The sequence below is a fragment of the Pseudomonas sp. B21-015 genome (genome assembly GCF_024749285.1).
Taxonomy (GTDB): domain Bacteria; phylum Pseudomonadota; class Gammaproteobacteria; order Pseudomonadales; family Pseudomonadaceae; genus Aquipseudomonas.
Genome location: NZ_CP087196.1, coordinates 3,699,215 through 3,720,407, shown reverse-complemented (window position 1 = coordinate 3,720,407; position 21,193 = coordinate 3,699,215). Strand labels below are relative to the sequence as shown.

Genomic DNA, 21,193 nt, shown 5'->3' with positions numbered 1-21,193 from the left:
CACGAGGTTTGCCATGTGGCACTACCAGGCGCCGTTGCGCGACATGCAATTTATCTTTGAACATTGGCTGCAGGCTCCCCGGGCATGGAGTCAAATGTCTGCATTTGAGGCTCTGGACTTGCCGCTGGCACTCCAGGTGCTGGGAGAGGCCGGACGTTTCAGCTCGGATGTATTGGCGCCGCTCAATAGCAGCGGCGATCGCCAAGGTTGCCGCTTCGACAATGGCCGGGTCAGTACTCCGGATGGTTTTGTACAGGCTTATCGAGCTTTCGCCGAAGGTGGCTGGCCGGCATTGGCCTGTGATGAAGCCTTCGGTGGCCAGGGGCTGCCGCAACTGCTCGATGCCGCATTGCAGGAAATGCTATACGCCAGCAACCACGGTTGGGCCATGTACACGGGGATCGCCCATGGCGCTTACCTGTGCCTCAAGACCCACGCACCGCAGTGGATCAAGGACCGTTATCTGCCTCAGATCGTCAGTGGTGAGGCGCTGCCTACCATGTGCCTGACCGAACCCCAGGCTGGCAGCGACGTCGGCCTGCTGCGCTGCCGCGCCGAACCGCAGAGCGACGGCAGTTATCGGCTGAGCGGCTGCAAGCTATTCATTTCCGGAGGCGAACATGACTTGACCGAGGACATCCTGCATCTGGTGCTGGCCCGATTGCCCGGGGCGCCCACCGGTAGTCGTGGTGTTTCGCTGTTTCTGGTACCCAAACGCCTGGATGACGCTCATGCCAATGCGGTGCGCTGCGATGGTATCGAACACAAGATGGGCATCAAAGGCAGTGCCACCTGTTCGCTGGTCTTCGACGGCGCTCAGGGTTGGCTGATTGGCGAGGCGAATCGTGGTTTGGCCGCGATGTTCGTGATGATGAACTCGGCGCGATTGCATGTCGCCCTGCAGGGCCTGGGACATGCCGAGTCTGCGTGGCAGAACGCTTATGCGTATGGACTGGAGCGCAAACAAATGCGTGCGCCCAATCGCCCTGTCAGCGTTGCGGCCGAAGCTGTCGACCCCATTCACTATCATCCGGCCATGCGTCGCGTTTTGCTGGAGTTACAGGCCTACGCGGAGGGCATGAGAGCCGTCGGTTATTGGGCTGCACATTTGCTCGATCAGGCCGAACATGCCCCGGACCTGGTCACTCGGCAGGGTGCCTTGCAACTGGCGGAGCTCTTGACACCGGTGATCAAGGCTTTTTTCACCGAACAGGGTTTTCGTCTGGCCAGCAACGCCTTGCAGGTATTCGGTGGCTACGGTTACGTCACCGAATTTGCCATTGAGCAGACCCTGCGCGACAGCCGCATCGCAATGATTTATGAGGGTAGTAACGAAATTCAGGCCAATGATCTGCTGCTACGCAAAGTGCTGGGCGATGAAGGCCGCGCCTTCGGCCAATTGTTGGCGGTTATGCGCGAAGAAGCTGGGCAGACCTGCGAAACCGCCAGCTTTTGCGCTGAGCTGGTGCTGCTTTGCAATAAACTCGAGTGTTTGCAAATAGAGATACGTGACCTGGCCGTCGAGGAGGGCGAATACCCATATCGGGCTGCTGGCGATTTTCTGCGTTTGTGTGGCGTGGCCCTCTTGGCTTATTCCTGGTCTCGAGCGGCGCGTGTCTCTCGGTTGTTACCCGACAGCGATCCACTGCGCGCCAGTAAACTGGAAACAGCCGGTTTTTTCTTTGCCTACTTGCTGCCGGAAGCGGATTACCGGATCGCTGCCATTCGTGCGGCCAAGGCACCCCTGCCGTTTCTGAGGTGAGTTCAAGTTAGCGCCAGGAACGAGGGTGAGTTGCATCTACCCTCGCGTGACATCAACCGAAGAGCATATTCAAGTATTCGAAACAAAAGCTAAGACGCTGTTGGATCAAGCTAACGCTTATGGCGAGTTGTCCCGCTCTCTCGCACATGAAGACTGACCGCCACCTTGGTCCGAAGCACGTTATCCAGTGCAGAGCACTTGCGCTATGAAGCAGGGAGGGCAATTGCGTGACTGTCCACTATTGGCCGCTCTCTGCCGGTCACGTCTCCACGAATCTTGCTGGTCAATTACGGTGCACATGACTGGTCAGATCGAATGCAAATGGGGGCAAGTCGGTGCAGTTACCCAACTGTGATCTGAAAATGGCCGAGAGCAAAATTCTCATACTCTGAGGAATCCATTCAAAGCATGTGGTCAAGTCCCATGCAAACAGCTGGTCAAGTCCAATGCAAATGGGTGGTCATGTGCAATGCAAACGGGTGGTCAAGTAGGGTGCAATTTTGCATTTGTGGCGAGGGGGCTCATGGCAACAACTGTTTTTGCTGGAAGGCCTGATCCGCTGTTACCGCGATACAAGGCGATGTGGCCTGTTGCGCAGGCCAGAAATGATGCGTTGATTGTCAGGCCGTCATCGTGGGCAAGCCCACCCCTCAAGTCTAAACATACAAGCGGGCTTGCTCGCGAAGAACCATGACGCGGTCTGTCAGGCGTTCGGCAGATCAGTGAACAAAGGAATGCGCCCATTCAGGGAAGTGCGGTAGTGCCAGGTCAACCGGCCCAAATCAGGTTTCATCGCCAGGATCTCAACCAGCGTCGCGCGGGCAATGCTCAAGGCCAACACCTGCCCCGGACATTGATGACGGCCCGTGCCGAAAGTGAGGCTGCGACGGTTCGGACGGTCGAGCAGAAACGCATCGGGATCGTCATTAAGCTGCGGATCGCGATTGGCCGAGGCCAGCAGCACCAGAATAACGTCGCCGGGGTTCAGGCCTATGCCGTCGATTTCGCACGGTGCGGCGACGAAGCGGCGGGTGTTTTGTACCGACGGTTCGAAGCGCTGAACTTCAGCGATCAGGTCGTCAACGTGAGTCGAATCGAACGGTGGGTTTCGTCTAAACGCCAATAATGCATTACCGATCAGCCCGGCGGTGGCTTCATAGGTCTGGGAGAACAAACCGATCAGGTTGGCGATCAAGGTTTCAGGGTCGGTCGATGTCGCCGCGAAGCGCTGCCGAATACCGGCGAGCAGGGCGCTGCGGTTGCTCGGGTCGTCCAGAAGCTCGATGACGTAACCCTTCAGCAGTTCCGCCGCGACATGGGCGGCTTCCAGTTGCGCCTGATCGCTGAGGGGCGACAGGCAGGCGACGAAGTCCGCTGTCAGCTCGCTGATGGCCCGGCCCTGAGCCGGAGAAAACCCCAGCAACGCCGCCACCACACAGACCGGCCCGCGAAACATCGCTGCGTACAACCCGTCGGCGCCGGGGGTGATCAAGCGAGCGCCGACCAATGCGTTAACCTCGTTCACATCAATCAACGCCAGCCCTGGCTCAATCGCCGCCCTCGGGCAGCGCTGCCGCTCGCCTTCATTCATCCGCATCAACTGACTGAACACTTTTCCGGCCATACCTTGAGCAATCAATCGGGGCACCGGCTCATGGGCCGGCCGCACATGACAGTCCGGATGCGCCAGCACGGCGGCAACGGCTCGGGCGCTGCTGGCCACCCACAGTTTCAGTCCTTGATGAAAAACCAATCCACCCTCGGTACGCAATTGTGCGTAGTAGGGGTAGGGATCGGCATGAGTCGCAGCGATGATCGGGTCCATGGGTCGCAGCCTTATCGGTGGTTGGAAAGTGTTGCTACTATCTCCAGTCCGAGAGGGCCTTGATTCGTCCGGGAGCGAAATATGAACGCAGAACAACACGACATCGGCGTCTCTCAAGTGGCCGCAGCGATTGCCGAGCCTGCGCGGACGAAAATCCTCTGCTCGCTGATGGACGGTCACGCCCGCACCAGCACCGAGCTGGCGGCGGTTGCCGAAGTCAGCGCCTCGACTGCCAGCGCGCACTTGGCAAAACTCAAGGAGTTGGCGTTGGTGCGTTTGCACGTTCAGGGTCGTCACCGCTATTACAGCCTCGCGGACAAACGTGTGGCCCAGGCACTCGAAGCACTGATGGTGATCGGCCAGAACGCCGCGCCAACATTCAACCCGCGCACCCCGGACCGTCTGCAATTCGCCCGCACCTGCTACGACCACATGGCCGGTACGTTGGCAGTGGTGCTGCATGACCGGATGATCGACGCGGGGTGGTTACTGCAAACCGATGAGCAGGTTTATCGACTGAGCGACAGCGGTGAAGCGTTGTTTGACGGGTTGGGCATCGACGTCAAAGACCTCGGCACTTTGCGCCGCCGCTTCGCCTGCCCGTGCCTGGACTGGAGCATGCGCCGACCGCACCTGGGCGGTGCCTTGGGCGCGGCGTTGCTGCAAACGGCGATCAAGCGCAAATGGGTGACGCAGGACCTGGACAGTCGGGCACTGGCGTTAACTGCGGTGGGGCGCAAGGAACTCAGTGGCCGGTTCGCCGTTGAGTTGCCGGATCAGGTGACGACCGCAGAACCCGTGCCCACCGAGAACAGGCGCCGCTCGATCGCAAGGCCCGTGGCTTAGCGACTGGCCGAGGCCATGAGCACGCCAAAGCCTGCGAAGGTCACGCCCGAAACTTTCGCGGCCAGCCAGGAACCCTTGGGGCTCGACAACCAGCCTTTGGCGGCATTGGCGAGCAAGGCATAGCTGCCATGCACCAGGATCACCAGAATGGCGTAAGAGGCGACCAGTTTGAAGAACTGGGTGTAGAAATGCGCCGAAGTGTCGATGAATTGCGGGAACACCGCGAGAAAGAAAAACACCGCCTTGGGGTTCAGAAACTGTAACGAAGCCGCTTCAAGGAAGCGATAGCCGGGGCTTGAGGGCCGCGTTTCAAGCAGCGCGCTGAAGCGATCCGAGCGCCAGCTTTTGTAGCCCAGGTACAACAAATAGGCTGCTCCTGCGTATTTCAATGCGGTAAAGGCGTTCGCGGAGGTGCTGAGTATCAGGCCGACACTGGTGGCGCTGACGGCGGCGACGACAAACGCCCCTGACGCAATCCCCAGAATCCCCGGCACCGCTCCCGTCCAACCGTGGCGCACCGCGTTGGACAGGGTCAGGACCACGCCAGGCCCCGGGCTCAAAATGGTCAGGGTGGCGAAAAGTATAAAGAGTCCGTAGCTATTCATGTCTTGCTCCGTCAGGTGCCGTTGGCTGCGTGCTGGCAGATTGGCGTGACGACGGTGGCGTGACAAACGCTTTAATTAAAGCGTATAGGTGACTAAATTAGACGCATGATAAATCAACTACCGCCGCTTAATGCTGTTCGCGCCTTCGCCGTTGCTGCTCGTCATCAGAGCTTCAGCCTGGCGGCCGAAGAGCTGCATGTCAGCCACAGTGCTGTTAGCCGGCACATCAAATTGCTCGAGGAGTACCTGGGTGTGCTGCTGTTCGAGCGGCGTATCCGTCAATCGGTGCTGACGCCGGCCGGCCAGCGTTTTTATGAGCAGGTCAGCGCCGGGTTGTCGCAGATCGCCAACGCCGCCGCTGCGCTCAAGCAACATGCCTCGCGGCCTACCGTGAAGATCAATGTCCGTCCATCCTTTGCCATGCTTTGGCTGACGCCCAGGCTGGCGGATTTCATTGCGCAGCACCCAGACATCAAGCCGCAGGTGATCACCCAAACCCAGGCACCCGATCAGGCACGCGACGGCTTCGATATCGTCATTCGCCGTGGTCGTGACGACTGGGAACCGGCGATTGAGGCGCGAGCGCTCTTCGAAGACGAACTAGTGCTGGTCGCGGCGCCATCGCTGATCGAGCGCCTGCCACTTGAAGACCTCACTTCGCTGAGCCGGCACACGTTACTGACCGCCAAGGCGCGTCGCGAAGACTGGCACAATTGGGCCATGCACTTTGGTCAAAGCCAGCCAGCCGCTCAGAAAACCCGGCAGTTTGATCACATGCACCTGGCGCTTCAGGCCGCCGTGGATGGACAGGGCATCGCCCTGTGCCCGACCTCGTTGCTGGGCACCCACATTTCGAGCGGACGCCTGATCTGCCCGTTGCCCGAGTTGCGTATGCCGTTGCCGCGTTATTACTACGGTGTTGCGCCGGACGTGACGGCGCAGACACAGGTGTTCGTGGAGTGGTTGTTTGCCCATATTGCTCAGGACGAGCTGCGTTGGCAAACACCTCGTGCCGTGACTGTTACGCCCTGAAATCCCAGACGATCTCCACCACCCGCACCGCCAGCACCAGGTAAACCAGACACAGGATGATCTGGAACGCCGTGTGATACGGCAACCTGGACAGCCGGCGCAGGCCGTCGCTGATGTTGAGCAGCATCAGCAGTGCCGACGTTGCAATCAACCCCCAGCCGGCGAGGCTTGAGGCGAGCAATCCCATAAACAGCTGATGGCCGCTTTGCAACGCGTTGGTGCCCGCCGCGAACAGCAGGGCGCACACCAGCAGGTTCTTGATGTTGTCGAACACTTGCGTGGTGAAGTCGGTGTCCAGCAAGGCCAGATACTTCCGCCAGAGTTTGCCCATGGTTGTGGTGGCACCTGTTGATGGCTGTTGCACGTGGCAAGTCTAGTGACGTTTTGTGCGAAACGCGGACGAAAAAAAGCCCGGCCTTCAACGTGAAGGCCGGGCTTTTGTGTTCACACGGACAGTCGCGTCAAATCAAACCTTGACGATCCAGCCCGCTGGCGCTTCGACGTCGCCGGTCTGTACACCGGTCAGCTCTTTGTAGAGCTTCTGGGTGACTGGGCCGACTTCGGTTTCGCTATGGAACACGTGCAGCTTGTCGTTGTAGCTGATGCCGCCGATCGGGGTGATCACCGCAGCGGTACCGCAAGCGCCGGCTTCCTTGAAGTCGGACAGCTTGTCGATGAACACGTCACCTTCAACCACTTCCAGGCCCAGACGGGTTTTGGCCAGCTCGATCAACGACAGACGGGTGATGCCCGGCAACACCGAAGGGGAATTCGGGGTGACGAACTTGTTGTCGTGGGTGATCCCGAAGAAGTTGGCCGAGCCGACTTCTTCGATTTTGGTGTGGGTCAGCGGGTCCAGGTAGATGCAGTCGGCGAAATGCGCCTTCTTGGCCTGGGAGCCCGGCATCAGGCTGGCGGCGTAGTTGCCACCGACCTTGGCCGCGCCGGTGCCTTGTGGGGCGGCGCGGTCGTAGCTGGAGATCAGGAAGTTGTGCGGGGTCAGGCCGCCCTTGAAGTAGGCGCCGACCGGGATGGCGAAGATCGAGAAGATGAACTCGGGTGCGGTACGCACGCCGATGTTGTCACCCACGCCGATCACGAACGGGCGCAGGTACAGCGCGCCGCCGGTGCCGTAAGGCGGGATGAAACGCTCGTTGGCGCGCACCACTTCCTTGCACGCTTCGACGAACTGCTCGGTGGACACCTGCGGCATCAGCAGGCGCGCGCAGCTGCGTTGCATGCGTGCGGCGTTCTGGTCCGGGCGGAACAGGTTGATCGAACCGTCCTTGCAGCGGTAGGCCTTCAGGCCCTCGAAGCACTGCTGGCCATAGTGAAGGGCAGTGGAGCCTTCGCTGATGTGCAGCACGTTGTCAGAGGTTAAGGTGCCTTTGTCCCACTCGCCATTACGCCAGTGCGACAGATAGCGCTTGTCTGTCTTGATGTAGTCAAAACCCAGCTTGTCCCAATTGATGCTTTCGTTACCCATGACACCCTCTATCACTTAACAACCGTCGAAACGGTTCAAGGCTTCTGACATTTTTCTGGATGGGGACAACAATACTTCATTCCGGACCCATTTCGCAGCCCGGAATGCGATCTCTCTCGCACTGATCGTTCCCACGCAGAGCGTGGGAACGATCACTCAGGTCCAGGTTACAGATGCAGCGCGTGACCAAGAGCACGCAACGCCGCTTCTTGCACTGCCTCACCGAGCGTCGGATGCGCATGGATAGTGCCGGCGATGTCTTCCAGCCGGGCGCCCATTTCCAGGCTTTGACCGAACGCCGTCGACAACTCAGACACGCCCACACCGACCGCTTGCCAGCCAACAATCACATGATTGTCTCGCCGCGCCACGACCCGCACGAAGCCGCTTTTCGACTCCAGCGTCATCGCCCGGCCATTGGCGGCGAACGGGAAGCTGGACACGATGCAGTCCAGCCCCGCAGCCTTGGCCTCGTCCGGGGTCTTGCCGACCACCACCAGTTCCGGGTCGGTGAAGCACACGGCGGCGATGGCGGTCGGGTTGAATTCGCGGTGTTTGCCGCTGATCAGTTCGGCAACCATCTCACCCTGAGCCATGGCCCGGTGGGCGAGCATCGGTTCGCCGCTCAGGTCGCCGATGGCGTAGACGTTGCGCATACTGGTCTGGCAGCGGTTGTCGATCTTGATCGCCGAACCGTTCATGTCCAGGTTCAAGGCCTCGAGATTCCAGCCCTGAGTGTTGGGTTTGCGACCGACGGCCACCAGCACCTGATCGGTTGCAAGATTCAGGATGTCACCGCTCGGATCACGAACTTGCAGAGTATTTTTTTGTGAATCAAAGCCTTCAACGCTGTGCTTCAAGTAAAGCTTCACGTCGAGTTGCTTGAGTGCTTCGTGCACTGGATGGGTCAGTTCGGCATCGTAAGCCGGCAGAATACGATCCTGCGCCTCGACCACGCTGACCTCGGCGCCGAGCTTACGATAAGCAATCCCCAGCTCCAGACCGATGTAACCGCCACCGACCACGACCAGTCGTTTCGGCACACTTTTCGGCGCCAGGGCTTCGGTGGAGGAGATGATCGGCCCGCCAATCGGCAGCATCGGCAGGTTCACGCTTTTTGAACCGGTGGCCAGCACCAGGTGCTCGCACTGAATGCGCGTATCGCCCACTTCGACGGTTTTGCCGTCGATCACCTTGGCCCAGCCTTGAATGACCTGGACCTTGTGCTTCTTTAATAGCGCCGAGACGCCGGTGGTCAGGCGATCAACAATGCCGTCCTTCCACTCGACGCTCTTGCCGATGTCCAGGGTTGGCGCCGACACGCTGATGCCCAGCGCCGAGTACTGGCTGTGGTGCTGTGTCTGATGGAACTGTTCGGCGACGTGAATCAATGCCTTCGACGGAATGCAGCCGATGTTCAGGCAGGTGCCACCCAACGATTCGCCTTCCACCAGAATGGTTGAAATGCCCAGTTGACCAGCACGGATCGCCGTTACATAGCCACCAGGGCCGCCGCCGATGATCAGCAGCGTGGTGTTCAAATTCTGCATGTCCGCTCCATTAATAATCAGTCCACAAACAAGGTTGCGGGTTGTTCGAGCAGGCTGCGCACGGCCTGGATGAATTGCGCCGCGTCCATGCCATCGACCACGCGGTGATCGAAGGAGCTGGAGAGGTTCATCATCTTGCGGATCACGATCTGGCCTTTGACGACCATCGGCCGTTCGACGATTTTGTTCACGCCGACGATCGCCACTTCCGGCAGGTTCAGCACTGGGGTGCTGACGATGCCGCCCAAGGCGCCGAGGCTGGTCAGGGTGATGGTCGAACCGGACAGCTCATCGCGGCTGGCCTTGCCAGTGCGCGCGGCGGTTGCCAAACGGGAGATTTCCGCAGCGCTGTCCCACAGGCTGCGGGTTTCGGCATGACGCACAACCGGCACCATCAAACCGATGTCGGCTTGCGTGGCGACGCCCACATGCACCGCGCCGAGGCGGGTGATGACTTGTGCTTCGTCGTCGTAACGGGCGTTGATCTGTGGGAAGTCGCGCAGGGCCACTACCAGCGCGCGGACCAGAAACGGCAGCAAGGTCAGCTTGCCGCGGGTCGCACCGTGTTTTTCGTTCAGGTGTGCGCGCAGTTCTTCTACGGCAGTGACGTCGATTTCTTCGACGTAGCTGAAGTGGGCGGCCCGCTGGGTGGCGTCCTGCATGCGCTGAGCGATCTTGCGGCGCATGCCGATCACCGGGATTTGCTCTTCGTCGTTGCGCTGGGCGTAAGCGGCGGTGACGGTCGATGCGTTCGACTGACCCTGAGCCAGATAAGCTTCGAGGTCTTCGTGCAGAATCCGCCCGGCGGGGCCGGTGCCACGCACCAGACGCAATTGAATGCCGAGGTCCAGTGCATGCTTGCGCACCGCCGGGGAGGCCAGCGGACGCTCATCGGCCGCGCGGGCAACCATCGGGCCTTGGCAAGTGGCCGGGCGCGGCGCGGCGGCAGCGACAGGTTTGCTTTCAACCACGGCGTCAACTTTAGGCGCCGCAACCGGTGCTTCTTTAGCTGCGACAGGTTGAGCCGACTCTTTAACGTTGCCCGCGCCTTCGACTTCAATGCTGATCAGCACACTGCCGACCGCCATGACTTCGCCCGGCTGGCCGCCCAGCGCAATGACTTTGCCATGCACCGGCGAAGGGATGTCGACCATCGCCTTGTCGGTCATGACATCGGCCAGCACCTGATCTTCGACGACCATGTCGCCGACTTTGACGTGCCACACCGACAGTTCAACTTCTGCAATGCCTTCGCCAATGTCCGGCATCTTGATAACGTGCGTGCCCATTCAGACCTCCATAACCCGATGCAAAGCCGCGCCCACACGGGACGGGCCAGGGAAATACGCCCACTCCTGCGCGTGCGGGTAGGGAGTGTCCCAACCGGTGACGCGCTCGATCGGCGCTTCCAGGTAGTGGAAGCAATGCTCTTGCACCAAAGCGACCAGTTCGGCGCCAAAGCCGCAGGTACGGGTCGCTTCGTGAACAACCACGCAACGTCCGGTTTTCTTCACCGATTTGACGATGGTGTCCAGGTCCAGCGGCCACAGGCTGCGCAGGTCGATGACTTCTGCATCGATACCGGTTTCTTCAGCGGCGACTTGTGACACATAAACCGTGGTGCCGTAGGTCAGGATGGTCACGTCCTTGCCCGGACGCGCGATGGCGGCGACGTCCAGCGGCACGGTGTAGTAGCCGTCCGGCACTTGTGCGGCCGGATGTTTCGACCACGGGGTTACCGGACGGTCGTGGTGGCCATCGAACGGGCCGTTGTACAGGCGTTTTGGTTCGAGGAAGATCACCGGGTCATCGTTTTCGATGGAGGCGATCAGCAGGCCTTTGGCGTCGTAAGGGTTGGACGGCATGACGGTACGCAAACCGCAGACCTGGGTGAACATCGCCTCGATGCTCTGGCTGTGGGTCTGACCGCCATAGATGCCGCCGCCGCACGGCATGCGCAGGGTCATCGGCGCGGTGAACTCGCCGGCGGAGCGATAGCGCAGGCGGGCGGCTTCGGAAATGATCTGGTCCGAGGCCGGATAGACGTAATCGGCGAACTGAATCTCGGCCACCGGCCGCAAACCGTAAGCGCCCATGCCCACGGCGACGCCGACGATCCCGCTTTCGGAGATTGGCGCGTCGAATACGCGGGAGGTGCCGTACTTGTTCTGCAGGCCTTCGGTGCAACGGAACACGCCGCCGAAATAGCCCACGTCCTGGCCGAACACCACGACGTTGTCGTCACGCTCAAGCATCACATCCATGGCCGAGCGCAGGGCCTGGATCATGGTCATGGTGGTCGTGGTCATGGCGGTTTCCAACTGAATATTATTGTTGTGATCGTTCATGTCAGATCCCCAACTCTTGACGCTGGCGCTTCAAGTGCTCCGGCATCTCTTTGTAGACGTCTTCGAACATGGTCGCGGCGCTCGGAATCTGGCCGCCGGCGAGGGTGCCGTACTGCTCGGCTTCTTTCTGCGCAGCGATCACTTCGGCTTCCAGTTCGGCGCTGACGGCGACGTGTTCCTCTTCGGACCACTGACCGATTTTGATCAGGTGCTGCTTGAGTCGCGCAATCGGGTCGCCCAACGGGAAGTGGCTCCAGTCGTCGGCAGGACGGTATTTGGATGGATCATCAGACGTCGAGTGCGGGCCGGCGCGGTAGGTGACCCATTCGATCATGGTCGGGCCGAGGTTGCGGCGTGCGCGTTCGGCGGCCCAGGCAGAGGCGGCGTACACCGCGACAAAATCGTTGCCATCGACCCGCAGGGAGGCGATGCCGCAACCGACGCCGCGTCCGGCGAAGGTCGTGGCTTCACCGCCGGCAATCGCCTGGAAGGTCGAGATTGCCCACTGGTTGTTGACCACGTTGAGGATCACCGGCGCACGGTACACATGGGCGAAGGTGAGGGCGGTGTGGAAGTCCGATTCAGCGGTGGCGCCGTCGCCGATCCAGGCCGAGGCGATTTTGGTGTCGCCCTTGATCGCCGAGGCCATGCCCCAGCCCACGCCCTGAACGAATTGGGTGGCGAGGTTGCCGGAAATGGTGAAGAAGCCGGCATCCTTGACCGAGTACATGATCGGCAGCTGACGGCCCTTGAGCGGATCGCGCTCGTTGGACAGCAGTTGGCAGATCAGGTCCACCAGCGGTACTTCGCGGGCCATCAGGATGCTTTGTTGACGGTAGGTGGGGAAGCACATGTCGTCGATATTCAAGGCCAGGGCCTGAGCGCTGCCGATGGCTTCTTCGCCAAGGCTCTGCATGTAGAACGACATTTTTTTCTGACGCTGGGCGACCACCATGCGGTTGTCGAAAATCCGCGTCTTGAGCATGGCGCGCATGCCTTTACGCAGGATCTCGACGGGTACGCCCTCAGCCCATGGGCCCAGGGCATTGCCCTGGTCGTCGAGCACGCGAATCAGGCCCTTGGCCAGGTCGGCGGTGTCGGCCGGTTCAACGTCGATTGGGGGTTTGCGCACCAGGCCTGCGTCGGTCAGATGCAGGTAGGAGAAGTCGGTTTTGCAGCCGGGGCGGCCCGATGGTTCGGGAACGTGCAGGCGCAGCGGTTCGTACGCTTGGTTCATGGCTTCTACGCTCGATCTTGTGAATTTCTTGTAGTGAGCTGGCAGTCATTCTTCGGTAAAAGAAATCTTGTCCTACAACAATCATAGGCCGGGCCAAGAAGAATATTTCTCTGTGTTTCGTTGCGCTGGAGATCATTTGAGGATAAAAAATCTGCATAAACATAAAAAACAGGTGGTTTTGTCTCATGCGCAAACTGGACCGTACCGACATCGGCATTCTCAACAGCCTTCAGGAGAACGCGCGCATCACCAACGCCGACCTCGCGCGCTCGGTGAACCTGTCGCCGACGCCGTGCTTCAATCGGGTCAAGGCGATGGAAGAATTAGGGCTGATTCGTGAGCAAGTGACCCTGCTGGATGCCGACCTGCTGGGGCTGCATGTGAATGTGTTCATTCACGTCAGCCTGGAGAAACAGGTGGAGGAGGCGTTGCAGCATTTCGAAGAGGCGATCTCGGATCGCCCGGAAGTGATGGAGTGCTATTTGATGGCCGGCGACCCGGACTATCTGATCCGCGTGCTAGTGCCGACCATTCAGTCGCTGGAGCGCTTCATGATGGACTTTCTGACCAAGGTGCCGGGGGTGGCGAACATTCGTTCGAGCTTTGCGCTCAAGCAGGTGCGGTATAAGACGGCGTTGCCGTTGCCGGCGAATGGATTGACGTTGGCCAACTGAATGATCGTTCCCACGCTCCGCGTGGGAATGCCGCCAGGGACGCTCCGCGTGGGAATGCCGCCAGGGACGCTCCGCGTTCCGCTTCCGGATGTGACGCAGAGCGTCACGGGATGCATTCCCACGCAGAGCGTGGGAACGATCGAGGGTCAGAGTTGATTCAGGGGGATCTTCAGGTACGTCACGCCATTGTCTTCCGCCGGCGGCAGATTCCCCGCCCGCACATTCACCTGAATCGCCGGTAACAACAACGTCGGCATGCCCAACCCGGCATCGCGTCGGGTGCGCATGGCGACGAAGGTGGCTTCGTCGATACCATCGTGAATATGAATGTTGCTTTTGCGCTGTTCACCCACCGTGCTCTGGCATTGTGGAGCGCGGCCCGTGGGCGGGTAATCGTGGCACACGTAAAGCCGCACGCTGGCGGGGAAGGCCAGCAGTTTGCGGATCGAGGCAAACATCTGGTTGGCGTTGCCACCAGGAAAGTCGCAGCGCGCAGTGCCGACGTCCGGCATGAACAACGTATCGCCCACCAGAATCACATCGCCGTCGATCAAATAAGCCATGTCCGCCGGGGTATGACCGGGAACGTGCAGGGCCGTGGCCTTGAGGTTGCCAATGCGAAATGACTCGTCCGGCGCGAACAGGTGATCGAACTGCGAACCATCGACCCTGAATCCCGGTTCAAGATTGAACAGCGTCTTGAACACCCCCTGAACCTTGCTGATCGACTGACCAATCGCAATCTTGCCCCCCAGTTCCCGACGCAGATACGGCGCGGCCGACAGGTGGTCGGCATGGGCGTGGGTCTCCAGCAGCCATTGCACGTCAAGCTGGTGTTCGCGCACGAAGGCGATGATCTTGTCGGCCTGCACAGTCGCGGTGCGCCCGGCGGCGGGGTCGTAATCCAGCACCGGATCGACAATCGCGCAGTGCCCGCCAGCGTGCTCGTAGATTACGTAGCTGTAGGTCGACGAGACGGGGTCGAGGAAGGCTTCAATCAACGCAGGCATGGTGGCCGTTTCTTCTTGGATAAGTCTTGAGGGTAGTTTCATTTTCCCTGGGTTGACCAGTCCCGCATCAATTCAATTAATGAAAAAAACTGTGTGGGCTCTATCCTGTCACTCAATCGATACCGGGCGTTCCCGGCTTTTTTGGATCACGAGTGTTCTATGTTGCTGGCAAGTTTTTTTGGCCTGGTCATGGGCCTGGTGCTCGGTTTGACCGGTGCTGGTGGCGGTATTCTTGCGGTGCCGGCCCTGGTGCTGGGGCTGGGTTTGACCATGACTCAGGCAGCGCCGGTGGCGCTGTTTGCGGTGGGCAGTGCGGCGGCGATCGGTGCGATCGACGGTTTGCGCCATGGCCTGGTGCGCTATCGCGCGGCGTTGTTGATTGCTTTGCTCGGCGCGGTGTTTTCGCCGGTGGGCATCTACTTCGCCCATCAGTTGCCGGAAAAGAGCCTGATGGTTTTGTTCAGTCTGCTGATGGTCATGGTGGCCTGGCGGATGCTGCGCCGGGAAAAGCACGACGACGGCCCGAGCGATCACGGCCACGCCAACTGGGGCCAGAAGAATTGCATGCTCGATCAGCAGACCGGGCGCTTTTCCTGGACCGCCAAATGCACCGCCACCCTGGCGGCACTCGGCGCGGTGACCGGCGTGGTGTCGGGGCTACTTGGGGTCGGTGGCGGCTTTCTGATTGTGCCGGCGTTCAAGCAGCTGACCGATGTGCAGATGCGTGGGATTGTGGCCACGTCGTTGATGGTGATCAGTCTGATTTCGGTGATCGGCGTGATCGGCGCGTTTCACGCCGGGGTGCGGATCGATGGTTTGGGCGGGTCATTCATTGTCGCCAGCATCGTCGGGATGATCTTCGGTCGGAAGCTCTGCGCGTGGGTGCCGGCCCGAGGGTTGCAGATGGGCTTTGCCAGCGTCTGCGTGGTGATCGCCGTCTACATGCTGTTTAGAGCGGTGGCCTAGCAGACACCGGTTCCTGTGGACGCCAGTCTGCTTCACAGGCTTACACCCTAAGTTTCGGGCCTCGTCAACGGCCGGTCTTACACCGAATTTGCCGCGCGTCACCGGCCAACTCAAAGTACCTGACAACCGCCCCCAAGGCAGCGTATGACGCCGCCGGTCAGCTTTCGATAATCGCCTCCGACATCAAGTCCCCCGTTGCGGAGCGCGTCATGCACAACAATAAGAACTTCAAGCGTCGTTTCTTGCCGGCCTTCATCGCCAGCCTGTCGTCCCTGGGCCTGAGCTCAATGGCCGAGGCCGAGATCATGCTGTACGACAAGGACCAGACCACGTTCTCCACGGATGGCTACATCAACGCCTTCTACGTGAACAGCGACGTGGACCGGGCTGGCGAGCAGTATGACCGGCGCCAGGCGCGGGTGAAGATGGGGTTTGTGCCCAACTACCTGGGCTTCAACATGGGCAAGCAGGTCGATGACCTCAAGCTCGGCGCCCGCGCCTCGTTCTGGGTGACCATCAACGACAGCGAAACCAACGGCACCGACACGGCCATCGACGTGCGGCAGTTCTACGGCACGGTGGCCAATCCAGAGTGGGGCGAGGTGCTGATCGGCAAGGACTTAGGCCTGTTTGCCCGCTTCAACATCCTGCTCGACGAACTGCTGGCCGGTTATGGTCAGGTCAGCGATACGTTGGGCCTGGTGGACGGCGGCGGGGTGTCGTTCGGCAACATCGGCAGCGGTTATCCGTACCCGTTCCCGACGTCGCAGATTACCTATCGCACCCCGATGATGGACGGCTTGCGGGTGGCGGTGGGGATCATGGACCCGGTCGACACCAACGACAGCAGCGCGACCGGCAAGGCATACCGGAACATCATTGTTGACTGGAGGGCCGCTTTCGCGAGCAAGCCCGCACACATTGGATTTGTGTTCAGGCAGTGATCATCGGGGGCAGGGTGCCCAGTAGCGAAACCGCCGCCACCGCGCCAATCCCCAGCAACCACTCCAGCATGACGCTGGCACGCAACTGTCCCAGGCGCTGCTGGCAATCCTTGACCCGCAGCCAATTGAACAGCGCCAACCCCAGCATCCCGATCACCAGCACAACCTTGATCAACAGGATCAGCGCAAACCCGGACAGCAACGGCGTCGGCCAGAACACGCCGGTCAACACCCGCACGTTGATCAGGCCGGTCATCACCAACCCCGCCACCAACGCGTAACCGATCCCGCTGAAGCGTTGCAGTATCGCGCTCAAGGGATGATCGTCTGGTTGGCGCAAGATCATCACCAGCAACATCAACCCACCAAGCCAGGCACCGACGCAGGCCAGGTGAATAATCTGGTTGAGGATCAACAGTTGGCCTTGCAGGCCATCGAGCATGGCGCCATGACCGACCGGGGCCAGGGTTGCCAGCAGCAGGCTGGAAAGGCCGATGCGCAAGGGCACGCTGGAGTGCCAGGGCGTCAGCAGCAGAACCATGAGCAACAGATTGAGCAGCAGATGCCAGCGCCAGACCTGGCCGAAAAAAGTATTGCCCAGCACCAGGCCAAGCGTCTCCGGATCGAATGCCGCGCCTGGGGAGTCGGCCATGCTGGCGGTGATCAGCAACAACCAGCCAGCGCCGCTGAGCAACGCCACCGCGCTGAGCCAGCGGGTCACTCGCGCCAGCGACGGATCCAGCCACGCTGTTTCACGGCCCAGCAGTAAAGGCCTGAACACCCAGGCTCCGAACAGCATCAGCACCACGGTGAAATGCAGAAAGCGGCACAGCACCAACGCATCGGTCATGAATTACTGACCGACCTTGAAGCGATAGGCGCCTTCACTCTTATGGGTGTCGACCGACACGGCATGCCATTCGACTTTGTAGTCGCCGGCGGCCAACGGCGCGGCCGGGGTGACGATCAGGGTTTTCTTGTCGCTGCCTTCGGTGGCGAGGTTTTTCACCGGCACGTCGGCGCCGTCCTTGCTGATCGTCACTTTGGTGAACGCCGCTTCAACCCCTTCGGAAAACTTCAGGCGCAGTTCTGCAGGCGCGCTGACGGTGCTGTCGGCCGCCGGGGTCTGGCTTTTCAGGTGTGCGTGGGCAAACACCGAAGAGGCAGCGAGCATCGAAGCGAGGAGGGCGGTGGCGGTCAGGGCGTTCTTGAGCAACATCGTGAAGACCTCAGGGGCAGGTTCAAAGAGGCGGCCAGTTTACCTGCCACAAGACCTGCGTACGAAGTTTCGTTTTCCCCTGTCGCCCCGATCCAGAGCGGATGCTAGTCTTGACCAACGCTGTTGTCAGGGAGCCCTCATGGGCAATCACAAGATCGAGATTCGTCGCAGTAACGTCGAAAAAATTCTGCTGGGGGCCGAAAAAGTCTTCGCCGAAAAAGGTTTCGGCGGCACCGCCATGGCCGACATCGCCGCCGAAGTGCAACTGCCGCGTTCCAATCTGCATTACTACTTCAGCACCAAGAGCGAGCTGTACAGCGCGGTGCTGCTGGGTTTGCTGGAGGTCTGGAAGCAGGACGCCCTGTGCTTCGAGATGTTCGACGACCCGCGAGTGGTGCTCAGCAGCTACATCCGCGCCAAGATGAACCATTCCCGCAGCCGGCCTTACGGTTCGAAAGTCTGGGCCAACGAAATCATCCACGGCGCGCCGACCCTGGGTGAGAAGCTGGACGCCAGCCTGTACGACTGGGCCAAGATGAAAGAAGCGAAAATTCGCCAATGGGTGGACGACAAACGCATCCTGCCGGTGGAACCTTCCAGCCTGCTGTACATGATCTGGGCCTCGACCCAGCATTACGCTGACTTCGATCACCAGGTGAATATTCTTAACGATCACCAGCCGCTGTCGGACATGCAGTTCGAGCGGGCGGTGCAGACGGTGACCAGTGTGATATTGCGTGGGATTGGGTTGGAGCCTTGAGTTGTGCGGTGCAGCGGCGAGCCCCATCGCGGGCAAGCCCGCTCCCACAGGGTTCTAGGTGTACACGGAAATTGTGTACGACATAAATCACTGTGGGAGCGGGCTCGCCCGCGATGGCGTCCGTTCAGGCGCCGCAGGGTTTAAAGGACAACATGATAGGGATTGCGCGGATCATGATTCCAATCCAGAAACGGCTTGCCGGTATCCATCGGCACCATCTCGATGCAATCCTGCACCGGGCAGGTAATCTGACACAGGTTGCAGCCCACGCACTCATCATCGATCACTTCATACTTATGCGTCCCGTCCGCCTGTTTGAGGCTCGCAATCGCCTGGTGCGAGGTATCTTCGCAAGCGATGTGGCAGCGACCGCAGCCGATACACGCCTCCTGATCGATCTTGGCAATCACCTGATAGTTGATGTCCAGGTACTTCCAGTCCGTGGTGTTGCCCACCGCACGCCCGGAAAACTCCGACACGCTGGCGTAGCCCTGACTGTCCATCCAGCGTGACAAACCGTCCTTCATCTCCTCGACAATCCGGAAACCATGCAGCATCGCCGCCGTGCACACCTGCACCGAGCCGCTGCCCAGGGCAATGAATTCAGCCGCATCGCGCCAACTGCCAATCCCGCCAATGCCACTGATCGGCAAGCCCTGGGTCTGCGGATCGCGAGCGATTTCGGCGACCATGTTCAACGCAATCGGCTTCACCGCCGAGCCGCAATAACCGCCATGGGTGCTTTGGCTGCCGACGGCGGGATTGGCGACCATGCGTTCCAGGTTGACGCTGGTGATCGAGTTGATGGTATTGATCAGCGACACTGCATCAGCCCCGCCCCGGTAGGCGGCACGGGCGGCGACGCGGATGTCGGTGATGTTTGGCGTGAGCTTGACGATCACCGGCAGCGAGCAATAAGTCTTGCACCAGCGGGTGACCTGTTCGACGTATTCCGGCACTTGGCCTACCGCCGCACCCATGCCCCGTTCCGGCATGCCGTGGGGGCAGCCGAAATTCAGCTCGATGCCATCGGCCCCGGTGGCTTCCACCAGCGGCAGGATGTTTTTCCACGACGCTTCGACGCAGGGCACCATCAACGACACGATCAGCGCGCGATCCGGCCAGTCCTTTTTGACCTGGGTGATTTCCCGCAGGTTGATTTCCAGGGAGCGGTCGGTGATCAGCTCGATGTTGTTGAAACCAAGCACCTCCCGATTAGCCCCGAAGTGTGCCGAGTAACGTGACGATACGTTGACCGCTGCCGGGTCTTCACCCAAGGTTTTCCAGACCACGCCACCCCAGCCAGCCTCGAACGCGCGAACCACGTTGTAGGCTTTGTCGGTGGGCGGCGCGGACGCCAGCCAGAACGGATTGGGGGCTTTGATACCGGCGAAAACAATCGAGAGATCGGCCATTTACGCAGCCTCCACGTTGAGCATGAGTTGAGCGTTGATGGCCTCGGCAGCCAGCTTGCCGTGCTGCACGGCTTGCACGGTGAGGTCCTGATCGAGGCTGGTGCAGTCGCCGCCGGCATACACACCGGGAATGCTGGTGCGCAGCTGTTCGTCGACGAGGATTCGATCGCCCTGACGCTTGAGTTCACGGGCCAGCGGATCGGCGAGGGCGCCGGCATCGAAGGCCTGGCCGATGGCTTTGAAGATCGCGTCGGCGGCCAGTTCGAAGGTTTCGCCGGTGCTTTGCAGGCGACCTTCCACCAACCGGGTGCGGGCGAAGCGCATGCCGCGCACCTTGCCTTTATCGTCGAGCAGCACTTCTTGCGGTTGCGCCCAGGTCAGCAGTCGCACCTGATTGGCCTTGGCGATGTCCTGTTCGTGAGCGGTGGCGCCCATGTCTTCAACGCCACGGCGGTACACCAGATTCACATCCCGGGCGCCGAGGCGGGCCATTTGCACGGCCATGTCGATGGCGGTGTTGCCGGCGCCCAAAACGATGCAGCGGTCAGCGAGGGGGAGTTGGGTCAGGTCATCGGCCTGGCGCAGTTCGCGGATGTAATCGGTGGCGGCGAGCAGGCCGGGGGCATCTTCGTGAGCGAGCCCCAACTGTTTGCTGGCGGCCAGGCCGAGGCCGAGGAACACCGCGTCGAATTGCTGATGCAGTTCGCTGAGGGTCAGGTTGTCGCCGAGCTTCTGCCCGTGGCGAATCTCGATGCCGCCGATCCCCATCAGGAATTCAAGTTCCTTCTGCGCGTAATCATCCACCAGCTTGTACTTGGCGATCCCGTATTCGTTAAGGCCACCAGCCTTTTCCCTCGCCTCGAAAATCACCACGTCATGACCGTGCATGGCACTGCGGTGCGCGCAGGACAAACCGGCTGGGCCGGCACCCACCACGGCAATGCGCTTGCCGGTTGCGGCGGCGCGCTGGAACGGGTGTTCGCTGAAGTGGGCGTTGTCCACGGCATAGCGTTGCAACAGGCCGATCAGCACCGGCGCGCATTCCTGGGCGTTGTTGCGCACGCAGGCTTGCTGGCACAGGATTTCCGTCGGGCAGACCCGGGCACAACTGCCGCCGAGGATGTTGGCGGAGAGGATTTTCTGTGCCGCGCCCTGAACGTTTTCCTGATGGATATTGCGGATGAACGACGGAATGTCGATGTCACTCGGGCAGGCATTCACGCACGGCGCGTCGTAGCAATACAGGCAGCGCGAGGCTTCCAGATGCGCCTGACGGTCGTTTAGCGGTGGTGCCAGGTCGGTGAAATGGCCGGCGAGGGCGGCCGCGTCCTCATGGGGATGCGGGAGGTGGTTCAGGGTCTTGATCACGGTTTAAGGCCTCATGTTTTTTGAGGTGCTGCCTCTGATGGGCTGATCGTTCCCACGCTCTGCGTGGGAATGCCTCAGGGGACGCTCCGCGTTCCAATGGGACGCAGAGCGTCCCGGGCTGCATTCCCACGCAGAGCGTGGGAACG

The 21,193-nt window shown here is 60.5% G+C and carries 19 protein-coding genes and 1 pseudogene; 7 read left to right on the top strand and 13 right to left on the bottom strand.

Translation table 11 applies throughout. The features are described 5' to 3' along the window. Positions 1–13 precede the first annotated feature (13 nt). Entirely contained in the window at positions 14–1,762 is a 1,749-nt protein-coding gene (locus LOY38_RS16430) for an acyl-CoA dehydrogenase (protein WP_258696137.1), read from the top strand. Positions 1,763–2,465: 703 nt separating this feature from the next. On the opposite strand, the gene LOY38_RS16425 is transcribed toward LOY38_RS16430, so the two are convergent. Continuing rightward, the gene (locus LOY38_RS16425) at positions 2,466–3,587 is read right to left on the bottom strand and encodes a cytochrome P450 (protein WP_258696136.1); all 1,122 of its coding nucleotides are present in this window, start codon (positions 3,585–3,587) and stop codon (positions 2,466–2,468) included. Positions 3,588–3,668: 81 nt separating this feature from the next. Between LOY38_RS16425 and LOY38_RS16420 the strand changes: the two genes are divergently transcribed. Next, on the top strand, positions 3,669–4,433 hold the full coding sequence (locus tag LOY38_RS16420; RefSeq protein WP_258696135.1) for a helix-turn-helix transcriptional regulator: 765 nt from the start codon (positions 3,669–3,671) through the stop codon (positions 4,431–4,433). On the opposite strand, the gene LOY38_RS16415 is transcribed toward LOY38_RS16420, so the two are convergent. Then, on the bottom strand, positions 4,430–5,038 hold the full coding sequence (locus LOY38_RS16415) for a LysE family translocator (RefSeq protein ID WP_258696134.1): 609 nt from the start codon (positions 5,036–5,038) through the stop codon (positions 4,430–4,432). The two genes, LOY38_RS16420 and LOY38_RS16415, sit on opposite strands and share 4 nt — an antisense overlap. A 105-nt stretch (positions 5,039–5,143) precedes the next feature. Between LOY38_RS16415 and gcvA the strand changes: the two genes are divergently transcribed. After that, positions 5,144–6,070 carry a transcriptional regulator GcvA gene (gene gcvA / locus LOY38_RS16410; RefSeq protein ID WP_258696133.1) on the top strand — a complete coding sequence of 309 codons (927 nt, stop codon included), beginning with the start codon at positions 5,144–5,146 and terminating at the stop codon, positions 6,068–6,070. On the opposite strand, the gene LOY38_RS16405 is transcribed toward gcvA, so the two are convergent. The 6 genes from LOY38_RS16405 to LOY38_RS16380 all read right to left on the bottom strand — a co-directional run bounded on the left by LOY38_RS16405 (position 6,060) and on the right by LOY38_RS16380 (position 12,691). Then, positions 6,060–6,401, bottom strand: a complete 342-nt coding sequence (locus LOY38_RS16405; protein ID WP_258696132.1) for a hypothetical protein — start codon at positions 6,399–6,401, stop codon at positions 6,060–6,062. The two genes, gcvA and LOY38_RS16405, sit on opposite strands and share 11 nt — an antisense overlap. Positions 6,402–6,536: 135 nt before the next feature. Then, entirely contained in the window at positions 6,537–7,556 is a 1,020-nt protein-coding gene (locus tag LOY38_RS16400) for a branched-chain amino acid aminotransferase (RefSeq protein ID WP_258696131.1), read from the bottom strand. Positions 7,557–7,723: 167 nt separating this feature from the next. Next, on the bottom strand, positions 7,724–9,106 hold the full coding sequence (gene lpdA / locus LOY38_RS16395) for a dihydrolipoyl dehydrogenase (protein WP_258696130.1): 1,383 nt from the start codon (positions 9,104–9,106) through the stop codon (positions 7,724–7,726). 17 nt (positions 9,107–9,123) lie between these two features. Beyond that, positions 9,124–10,395, bottom strand: coding sequence for a dihydrolipoamide acetyltransferase family protein (locus tag LOY38_RS16390; protein WP_258696129.1), 1,272 nt, complete (start codon positions 10,393–10,395; stop codon positions 9,124–9,126). Next, complete coding sequence (locus tag LOY38_RS16385) at positions 10,396–11,454, bottom strand: alpha-ketoacid dehydrogenase subunit beta (RefSeq protein WP_258696128.1); 1,059 nt, start codon at positions 11,452–11,454, stop codon at positions 10,396–10,398. Between the two features lies 1 nt (position 11,455). Continuing rightward, on the bottom strand, positions 11,456–12,691 hold the full coding sequence (locus LOY38_RS16380; RefSeq protein ID WP_008005369.1) for a 3-methyl-2-oxobutanoate dehydrogenase (2-methylpropanoyl-transferring) subunit alpha: 1,236 nt from the start codon (positions 12,689–12,691) through the stop codon (positions 11,456–11,458). Between the two features lie 185 nt (positions 12,692–12,876). Here LOY38_RS16380 and bkdR point away from each other — a divergent pair, with 185 nt between their 5' ends. Continuing rightward, positions 12,877–13,365: a Bkd operon transcriptional regulator BkdR gene (bkdR, locus tag LOY38_RS16375; RefSeq protein WP_017339472.1), complete on the top strand. Its 489-nt coding sequence runs from the start codon at positions 12,877–12,879 to the stop codon at positions 13,363–13,365. A gap of 146 nt (positions 13,366–13,511) precedes the next feature. On the opposite strand, the gene LOY38_RS16370 is transcribed toward bkdR, so the two are convergent. Then, entirely contained in the window at positions 13,512–14,375 is an 864-nt protein-coding gene (locus tag LOY38_RS16370; RefSeq protein ID WP_258696127.1) for an MBL fold metallo-hydrolase, read from the bottom strand. A 159-nt stretch (positions 14,376–14,534) separates the two neighbouring features. On the opposite strand from LOY38_RS16370, the gene LOY38_RS16365 reads away from it, so the two are divergent. Both LOY38_RS16365 and LOY38_RS16360 read left to right on the top strand, forming a co-directional pair. Next, entirely contained in the window at positions 14,535–15,341 is an 807-nt protein-coding gene (locus LOY38_RS16365; RefSeq protein WP_258696126.1) for a sulfite exporter TauE/SafE family protein, read from the top strand. Positions 15,342–15,550: 209 nt separating this feature from the next. Beyond that, a pseudogene (locus tag LOY38_RS16360) lies at positions 15,551–16,183 on the top strand (porin); the annotation flags it as partial. A 91-nt stretch (positions 16,184–16,274) separates the two neighbouring features. On the opposite strand, the gene copD reads toward LOY38_RS16360, so the two are convergent. Further along, positions 16,275–17,135 (bottom strand): copper homeostasis membrane protein CopD, encoded by an 861-nt coding sequence (gene copD, locus LOY38_RS16355; RefSeq protein ID WP_258696125.1) that lies wholly within the window; start codon positions 17,133–17,135, stop codon positions 16,275–16,277. A 3-nt stretch (positions 17,136–17,138) separates the two neighbouring features. After that, complete coding sequence (copC, locus tag LOY38_RS16350; protein ID WP_258696124.1) at positions 17,139–17,504, bottom strand: copper homeostasis periplasmic binding protein CopC; 366 nt, start codon at positions 17,502–17,504, stop codon at positions 17,139–17,141. Between the two features lie 139 nt (positions 17,505–17,643). Between copC and LOY38_RS16345 the strand changes: the two genes are divergently transcribed. After that, complete coding sequence (locus LOY38_RS16345) at positions 17,644–18,264, top strand: TetR/AcrR family transcriptional regulator (RefSeq protein WP_258696123.1); 621 nt, start codon at positions 17,644–17,646, stop codon at positions 18,262–18,264. Between the two features lie 140 nt (positions 18,265–18,404). Here LOY38_RS16345 and preA read toward each other — a convergent pair whose 3' ends face one another. After that, positions 18,405–19,679 carry an NAD-dependent dihydropyrimidine dehydrogenase subunit PreA gene (gene preA / locus LOY38_RS16340; protein ID WP_258696122.1) on the bottom strand — a complete coding sequence of 425 codons (1,275 nt, stop codon included), beginning with the start codon at positions 19,677–19,679 and terminating at the stop codon, positions 18,405–18,407. Continuing rightward, positions 19,680–21,047 carry an NAD(P)-dependent oxidoreductase gene (locus tag LOY38_RS16335; RefSeq protein WP_258696121.1) on the bottom strand — a complete coding sequence of 456 codons (1,368 nt, stop codon included), beginning with the start codon at positions 21,045–21,047 and terminating at the stop codon, positions 19,680–19,682. Positions 21,048–21,193: the final 146 nt, after the last annotated feature.